This window comes from Streptomyces sp. MA5143a (assembly GCF_900290235.1).
Lineage (GTDB): Bacteria > Actinomycetota > Actinomycetes > Streptomycetales > Streptomycetaceae > Streptomyces.
Genome location: NZ_OLMK01000184.1, coordinates 1 through 743, shown reverse-complemented (window position 1 = coordinate 743; position 743 = coordinate 1). Strand labels below are relative to the sequence as shown.

At 67.2% G+C, this 743-nt stretch carries 1 pseudogene; it reads left to right on the top strand.

Features of this window, described 5'->3' with window-relative positions:
- Positions 1 to 722, top strand: a pseudogene (locus tag SMA5143A_RS42455) (alpha-1,4-glucan--maltose-1-phosphate maltosyltransferase); the annotation flags it as partial.
- Positions 723 to 743 lie beyond the last annotated feature (21 nt).

Sequence of the window (743 nt, the reverse complement as noted above, 5' to 3'; positions counted from 1 at the left end):
CCACCGGCTTCCAGCAGTCCTACACCTACTTCACCTGGCGCACCACCAAACAGGAGCTGACGGAGTACGCCACCGAACTCGCCGGCGACGCCGCGAGCTACATGCGCCCCAACTTCTTCGTCAACACCCCCGACATCCTGCACGCCTTCCTCCAGCACGGCGGCCGCCCCGCCTTCGAACTGCGCGCCGTCCTCGCCGCGACCCTCTCCCCCACCTGGGGCGTCTACTCCGGCTACGAACTGTGCGAGAACACCCCCCTCAAACCCGGCAGCGAGGAATACCTCGACTCCGAGAAGTACCAACTCCGCCCCCGCGACTGGGAAACAGCCGAACGCGAAGGACGCACCATCGCCCCGCTGCTCGGCAAGCTCAACGAGATCCGGCGGCGGAGCCCCGCGCTGCGACAGCTGCGCGACCTGCACTTCCACCACGCCGACCAGGAAGCGGTGATCATCTATTCGAAGCGGGCGGGCTCGAACACGGTTCTGGTGGTCGTGAACCTCGACCCCCACCACACCCAGGAGGCCACGGTCTCGTTGGACATGCCGCGGCTCGGCCTCGACTGGCACGAGTCGGTGCTGGTGCGCGACGAGCTCACCGGCGAGGTCTACACCTGGGGCAGGAGCAACTACGTACGTCTCGAGCCGGGCCGCACGCCCGCACACGTACTGACCGTCCTGCGACCGTCCAACCCGCAGATCGGGGGGTCACCCACATCATGATCGTCAACGAGCCCGTTCCCG